Origin of the sequence: Paracoccus thiocyanatus (assembly GCF_900156255.1) — a bacterium.
Lineage (GTDB): Bacteria > Pseudomonadota > Alphaproteobacteria > Rhodobacterales > Rhodobacteraceae > Paracoccus > Paracoccus thiocyanatus.
On sequence record NZ_FTMK01000016.1, the window covers coordinates 77,497 to 84,521 of the forward strand.

Genomic DNA, 7,025 nt, shown 5'->3' on the forward strand with positions numbered 1-7,025 from the left:
AGGGAGGGCAGCATGTCGCAAGACAACGCAAATGGTCAGAGTGGCGCCCCGGAGCTTCAATCTCGGTTTCCATCGGCCTACACGATCCTGTTCCTTCTGATCGTGCTGGTCGCGGTGCTGACCTGGATCATCCCGGCCGGCCGGTACGACCGGGTGATGAACGAGGAGGTCGGCCGCGAAGTGGCCGTCGCCGGCACCTATCAGCAGGTCGATCCGAACCCGCAGGGCTTCGTCGCGGTGATGCTGGCGCCGATTGCGGGGTTCTACGATCCCGACAGCTATGCGGCGAACGCCATCGACGTGGCGCTTTTCATCCTGTTCCTGGGCGGGTTCCTGGGCGTGGTGAACGCCACCGGCGCGATCGACACCGGGATCAGAACGGCGATGTCCGCGATGAAGGGGCACGAGATCTGGATGATCCCGATCATGATGTGCCTTTTCGCGCTGGGCGGCACGACCTATGGCATGGCCGAGGAAACGCTGGCCTTCTACGCGATCCTGATCCCGGTCATGATCGCCGCGGGCTACGACGCGGTGACGGGGGTCGCGATCATCCTGGTCGGGGCGGGGATCGGCGTGCTCGGCTCGACGATCAACCCCTTCGCCACGGTCATCGCCTCGAACGCGGCGAGCATCCCCTTTACCGAGGGCATGATCCTGCGGCTGGTGATCCTGCTGGGCGGGCTGGCGATCTGCGCGGCCTATGTCATGCGCTATGCGCACCGGGTCAAGGCCGATCCCGCGCGCTCGGTCGTGGCCAAGCAGGCCGAGGCGCATAGGAAGTTCTTTCTGAAGGACGAGGCCGGCGACAAGACCGAGGCCGCGCTGAGCGGCACGCAGAAGATCGTCCTGGTGATCTTTGCCGTCACCTTCGCGGTGATGATCTGGGGCGTGTCCAGCCAGGGCTGGTGGATGGCGCGGATGGGCGCGCTGTTCTTTGGCGCGGCCATCGTCATCGGGGTGGTGGCGCGGCAGGGCGAAAAGCAGCTGACCGGCAATTTCGTGGACGGCGCGCGCGACCTTCTGGGCGTCGCGCTGGTCGTGGGGCTTGCGCGCGGCATCGTCGTGATCATGGAGCAGGGGCTGATCGCCGACACGATCCTGCACGGCGCCGAACAGTCGCTTGCCGGGCTTGGCGACTTTGCCTTCATCAACCTGATGTTCTGGATCGAGATCGGCATGAGCTTTTTCGTCCCCTCCTCGTCCGGCCTTGCGGTGCTGTCGATGCCGATCCTGGCGCCGCTTGCCGATTTCGCCGGCGTCGGCCGCGACCTGGTGGTCACGGCCTATCAGTCGGCGAACGGGCTGGTGAACCTGATCAACCCGACCTTCGCGGTGGTCATCGGCGGGCTTGCCATCGGGCGGGTGTCCTATGACCGCTGGATCGTCTTCATCTGGCCGCTGATGCTGATCCTGCTGGTGTTCATCTCGGCCGCGCTGAGCGTCGGCGCGCTGTTCTGAAAGGGAGGTCCAACATGACCGGCCACCAACTCGGGGTTCATTCCGAAAGCGGCACGCTGCGGCAGGTGATCATCTGCCGTCCCGGGCTGGCGCATCGGCGCCTGACCCCGGACAATTGCGAGGAACTGCTGTTCGACGACGTGTTCTGGGTCAAGCAGGCCCAGAAGGATCACGACGCCTTTGCCGAAGCGATGCGCGGCGAGGGTGTCGAGGTGCTGGAAACCGGCGCGATGCTGGCCGAGGTGCTGGACAACCCCGAGGCCCGCAAATGGGTGCTGGATAACCGCATATCGGCCAGCCATGTCGGCGTCGGGATGCAGCGGGAGTTGCGGGACTGGATGGACACCCTGCCGGGGGCGGCGCTGTCGGACTACCTGATCGGCGGGCTGACGGTGGGCGATCTGCCGTTCGAGGCGACAGGCATGTTCGGCAGCTACCTGGGCTATCACGGCTTCATCCTGCCGCCGCTGCCGAATTTCCTGTTCACCCGCGACAACTCGGCCTGGATATATGGAGGCGTCACGCTGAACCCGATGTATTGGCAGGCGCGGCGCCCGGAAACCCTGCTGACCGCGGCGATCTACCGGTTCCACCCGATTTTCGCGGGCAGGGCCGAGGTGATCTGGGGCGATCCGCTGGCCGATCACGGGCTTGCCACGCTGGAAGGCGGCGACCAGATGCCGGTCGGCGACGGGCTGGTGCTGATCGGCATGGGCGAGCGGACCTCGCCGCAGGCGGTGGGGCTGCTGGCGCAGGCGCTGTTCGACCAGGGCCGGGCCGAGCGGGTCATCGCCTGCCAGATGCCCAAGGCGCGGTCGGCCATGCATCTCGATACGGTCTTTACCTTCTGCGGCGGCGATATCGTCACCAGCTTCAAGGAGGTCGCCGACGAGATGAGTTGCTATGACCTGCACCCGGGCGAAGGGGACAGGCCGCTCGACATGCGCCACGATCCCCGCCCGATGTTCGATGTCGTGGCCGAGGCGATGGGGTTCAAACGGCTGAAGGTCGTGGCCACCGGCGGCAGCGATCCGTTCGAACAATCGCGCGAACAGTGGAACGACGGTAACAACGTGCTGGCGCTGCGCCCCGGGCTGGTCATGGGCTATGACCGCAACGACGACACCAACGCCGCCCTGCGCGCCGAGGGCATCGAGGTGATCGAACTGCCCGGCGCCGAACTGGGGCGCGGGCGCGGCGGCAGCCGCTGCATGTCCTGCCCCACGATCCGCGACCCGGTCTGAGGAGGCACCGCATGGCTTACAACCTGAAAAACCGTCATTTCCTGACCCTGCGCGATTTCACGCCGCAGGAAATCGCCTTCCTGCTGAAGCTTTCGGCCGACCTGAAGGCCGCCAAGTATGCCGGCACCGAGGTGCCGATGCTCAGGGGCAGGGAAATCGCGCTGATCTTCGAAAAGGACAGCACCCGCACCCGCGTGGGATTCGAGGTGGCGGCCCACGATCAGGGCGCGACCGTTACCTACCTGGGTCCCTCGGGCAACCACATGGGCCACAAGGAGACCGTCAAGGATACCGCCCGCGTGCTGGGCCGCGTCTATGACGCGATCGAGTATCGCGGCTTCGGGCAGGAGGTGGTGCAGACCCTGGCCGAATGGTCGGGCGTGCCGGTGTATAACGGGCTGACGGACGAATTCCACCCGACCCAGATCCTTGCCGATTTCCTGACCATGCAGGAACATTCCGAAAAACCCCTGCGCGAGATTGCCTATTGCTTCATGGGGGATGCGGGCAACAACATGGGCGACAGCCTGGCTATCGGCGGCGCCAAGATGGGCATGGACGTGCGGCTTTGCGCGCCGGAAAGCCTGTGGCCCGGCGCGGACATCCGCGACGAGGCGCAGGAGATCGCGGCGGAAACCGGCGCGCGGATCACCCTGACGCAGGACGTGGACGAGGCCGTGGAGGGGGTCGATTTCATCTATACCGATGTCTGGGTGTCGATGGGCGAGGGCAAGGAGAAATGGGCCGAACGCATCGAGCTTCTCAAACCCTACCAGGTCACCGCGCAGGTCATGGCAAAGACCGGCAACCCGCGCACGAAGTTCATGCATTGCCTGCCTGCCTTCCACAATGCCGATACCGCCGTCGGCCGGGAGATACGGGAACAGTTCGGCCTCGACGCGATGGAAGTGACCGAAGAGGTGTTCGAAAGCCCCGCCTCGATCGTCTTCGACCAGGCCGAGAACCGGATGCACACGATCAAGGCGGTGCTTGTCGCCACGCTGGGGGGCTGAGGATGCTGGTCGTGGCAGCACTTGGCGGAAATGCGCTGCTGAAACGGGGCGATCCGCTGACCGCCGAAAACCAGCGCGCCAATGTCCGCCATGCGGCCGATGCGCTGGCCCGCATCGTCCGGGCCGGGCACCGGCTGGTCGTGACCCACGGCAACGGCCCGCAGGTGGGGCTGCTGGCGCTTCAGGGCGCGGCCTACAAGCCCGACGAGGCCTATCCGCTGGACGTGCTGGGGGCCGAGACCGGCGGCATGATCGGCTACATGATCGAGCAGGAGCTGGAGAACGCGCTGGATCACGCGCACCCGGTCGCCACGCTGCTGACGCAGGTCATCGTGGACGGGCGCGACCCGGCCTTTCGCAAGCCGACGAAGTTCATCGGCCCGGTCTATGACCGCGACGAGGCCGAGGCCCGCGCGCGGGCCGCCGGCTGGACCATCGCGCAGGATGGCGACAAGTGGCGGCGCGTCGTGCCCTCGCCCGCGCCGCAGGAAATCCCCGATATCCGCGTGCTGCGGCTTTTGCTGGACCAGGGGGTGATCGTGATCTGCACCGGCGGCGGCGGCATTCCCGTGTTGCGCCGGCCCGATGGCAGTCTGACGGGCATCGAGGCGGTGATCGACAAGGATGCGGCCAGCGCCCTTCTGGCGCGGGAGCTGGGGGCCGACGCCCTGCTGCTGCTGACGGATGTCGACGCGGTCTATCGCGGTTTCGGCACCGGGGACGAAGCGGCGATCGGGGTGCTGACCCCCGACGAGGCCCGCGCGCTGGACTTGCCCGCCGGGTCGATGGGGCCCAAGGTCAGGGCCGCGGCGGATTTCGCCAGCCGGGGCGGGCTGGCCGGGATCGGGCGGCTGGACCAAGCTGTAGCGATTCTGAATCGCCAAACCGGCACCATGATCATGCAAATGCGCGAACAGGTTGTGTGTTAAATCCCAGAAACTGGTGGATTCGGCTAACTATCTCCTGTGGCGTACCGAGATTCTAACTAGAGAAATGAAGCGCGTGCTGTTCGTATGCCCGGGTGGACCTGATACCCAGTCTGACGAAAGCTAATCCGCTTAGCAAAACAACGAAAAGGTTCAGGGCCCATTCCAAGGCAGGGTGCCGATTTGACCGCCCGAACGTCCGGGTGCGGCATCGCGATGGGTTGGGTTGATGACCCAACAAATGGTAAGAACATTATTCTACCGGGATCAACCGCATGCCATTGGACGCGCGATATGTTCCATCCGGTTCGGTTACAAATTTCAGGCACTCATCCGCTTTTCTCGGTCCAGTCTCCAGTTTGACGCAAAGCCGGTCGCCAGAAATCATCCACCGGCCCGTTCCGGTGCCAAGCGGCGAGCGCATCGTGACCGTACCATCGGTGCCATACTGCAACGAAACCGACAGAATGCCCTTCCGCCCCTGGAAGGCGTGACCGATAATCTGATCTTCGATCCCTGCCGCTGACAGCGCTTCCTGAGCATCGCTCCTCATGCAGAGTGCGATCAGAATGGCGGCCGCCAGGAGGCCGGTTTTCAGGTATTGCGGTAACGGGCATCCCCTGTTGGCTGGACGCCGTCCAACTCTGGGTTCGGCCCCAGGGGGCATCCTTGAAGAAAGTCTGTCGGCAAAATGCCCATGAAGTCTGCAATATGCTTCAACCGACATTAGGTTCTCCTTCCTGCTTCGTATCGATGCCTGTCCATGGCTCGGTGGGCAGGCGTGTTTTCTCGGGATCACGTGGAGCTTGGGGTTCGCTTCGCAAAGCTTTCAGGAATCCGATTGCCATGGCCAAAACGACGAGCGAAAATGGCAACCCCGCCATCACGACGGCTGACTGCAGCGTGGTCACGCCGCCGCCTGCCAACAAGACGGCCGTCAAAGCGCCGATACCCACGCCCCAGACGATCCTAGGTGTGACCGGCGGGTCAGATTCTCCGAGCGTAAGAATTGTGGTGATCACGAGAATGCCCGAGTCCGCCGATGTGACGAAGAACGTCGCAATCAGAACTGTCGCGATAATGGCCGCCACGGTCGAAAGACCGGGGGTCGCGATAACATCGATGGTTTCATACAGCGCCAGGGTGACGTCGCGGGTGACTGCGTCGGCTATTCCTCCGAGTCCGTAGAGTTCATTGTGCAATGCTGTGCCACCAAGACCGCCGATCCAGATCAGGCTGAACAAGGTCGGCACCAAGAGCACGGCGAACACGAACTCTCGCAAGGTGCGCCCGCGCGAGATCCGCGCGACAAACATTCCGACGAACGGTGTCCATGAAAGCCACCAGCCCCAGTAGAACACGGTCCAGGACTGTTGCCACCCGGACGTACCGGTCACATTGGTCCAGAAGCTCATCTCAATGAGGTGTTGCCCGTAACTACCGGCGCTCTGAATTGTGAAGCGCAGAAGCCAACTCGTCGGTCCGACGATCAGAAAGAACAGAAGCAAGCCGACACCGAGCCACATGTTTCCGATACTGAGCCAGCGCACACCGCGGCGCACTCCGGAAACCACCGAAAAGATCGCCAAGCTCGTTACAAGCAAAATGATCGTCAACTGACGGCCAACAGAAATATCGATGCCGATCAACCAGTGGAGCCCGGCATTCATCTGCGCGGCTCCAAGCCCGAGCGTCGTGGCGATTCCGAAAACCGTACTGACGACGGCGAAGGTATCCACCAGATCCCCGCGCCAGCCGTAGATACGTTCGCCGATCAACGGATAGAGAGCGGACCGCGTCGTCAGCGGCAGGTTTCCGCGATAGCTGAAATAAGCCAGCATTGCGCCCATCAAGGCGAAGATGGCCCAACCGTGCAGGCCCCAGTGGAACAACGTCAGCCGCGCGGCGTCCACCGCTGCTTCCGCTGTTCCGGGGTTGCCGCTGAACGGATTGCCCTGGAAATGGCTGATGGGTTCGGCGATGCTCCAGAACAGCAGTCCGACACCGGTGCCGGCCGCGAAAAGCATCGCGATCCATGATACCATCCCGAATTCGGGACGCTCGTTATCCTTACCCAGGCGCACGTTTCTGTAACGCCCTAGGGTCTGTTGAGATTCATCGTGAGTTGATCAGGGCTGCCACAGCGTAGATCATGGCCTCAAAGGATGTATCGGTCTTTTCGGACCGCATGGCGATACGCTTGAACTCCTTGAGTTTGCAGAAGAAGTTCTCGATGAGGTGGCGGCGCTTGTAGAGTTCGGGATCGATGATCAACGGCGCGCGGCGCTGTGGACGCTGCGAGATGCAGATCAGCGCGCCGCGTGCGTTCATCTCGGCGATGATCCAGTTGCTGTCGAAGGCCTTGTCGGCCAGCATCGCAT

6 protein-coding genes and 1 pseudogene are annotated in these 7,025 nt (G+C 63.5%); 4 read left to right on the forward strand and 3 right to left on the reverse strand.

Annotation, left to right across the window (positions count from 1 at the left end; genetic code table 11):
• The first annotated feature begins 12 nt into the window (after window positions 1-12).
• From F3H32_RS12405 to arcC, 4 genes are read left to right on the forward strand one after another with little or no spacing between them, the layout of a single operon-like run.
• Window positions 13-1,461 carry a YfcC family protein gene (locus tag F3H32_RS12405; protein ID WP_149766121.1) on the forward strand — a complete coding sequence of 483 codons (1,449 nt, stop codon included), beginning with the start codon at window positions 13-15 and terminating at the stop codon, window positions 1,459-1,461.
• A gap of 14 nt (window positions 1,462-1,475) precedes the next feature.
• The gene (locus F3H32_RS12410) at window positions 1,476-2,705 is read left to right on the forward strand and encodes an arginine deiminase (RefSeq protein ID WP_149766122.1); all 1,230 of its coding nucleotides are present in this window, start codon (window positions 1,476-1,478) and stop codon (window positions 2,703-2,705) included.
• Between the two features lie 11 nt (window positions 2,706-2,716).
• Entirely contained in the window at window positions 2,717-3,718 is a 1,002-nt protein-coding gene (argF, locus tag F3H32_RS12415) for an ornithine carbamoyltransferase (protein ID WP_149766123.1), read from the forward strand.
• 2 nt (window positions 3,719-3,720) lie between these two features.
• The gene (gene arcC / locus F3H32_RS12420; protein ID WP_149766124.1) at window positions 3,721-4,647 is read left to right on the forward strand and encodes a carbamate kinase; all 927 of its coding nucleotides are present in this window, start codon (window positions 3,721-3,723) and stop codon (window positions 4,645-4,647) included.
• A 250-nt stretch (window positions 4,648-4,897) separates the two neighbouring features.
• Here arcC and F3H32_RS12425 read toward each other — a convergent pair whose 3' ends face one another.
• The 3 genes and pseudogenes from F3H32_RS12425 to F3H32_RS12435 all read right to left on the reverse strand — a co-directional run.
• Window positions 4,898-5,371, reverse strand: coding sequence for a hypothetical protein (locus F3H32_RS12425; protein WP_149766125.1), 474 nt, complete (start codon window positions 5,369-5,371; stop codon window positions 4,898-4,900).
• Window positions 5,361-6,734: pseudogene (locus F3H32_RS12430) on the reverse strand (BCCT family transporter); the annotation flags it as partial. The gene F3H32_RS12425 and the pseudogene F3H32_RS12430, both read right to left, overlap by 11 nt.
• Window positions 6,735-6,759: 25 nt before the next feature.
• On the reverse strand, window positions 6,760-7,025 hold a 266-nt coding region (locus tag F3H32_RS12435; protein WP_149766127.1), incomplete at its 5' end, for a transposase.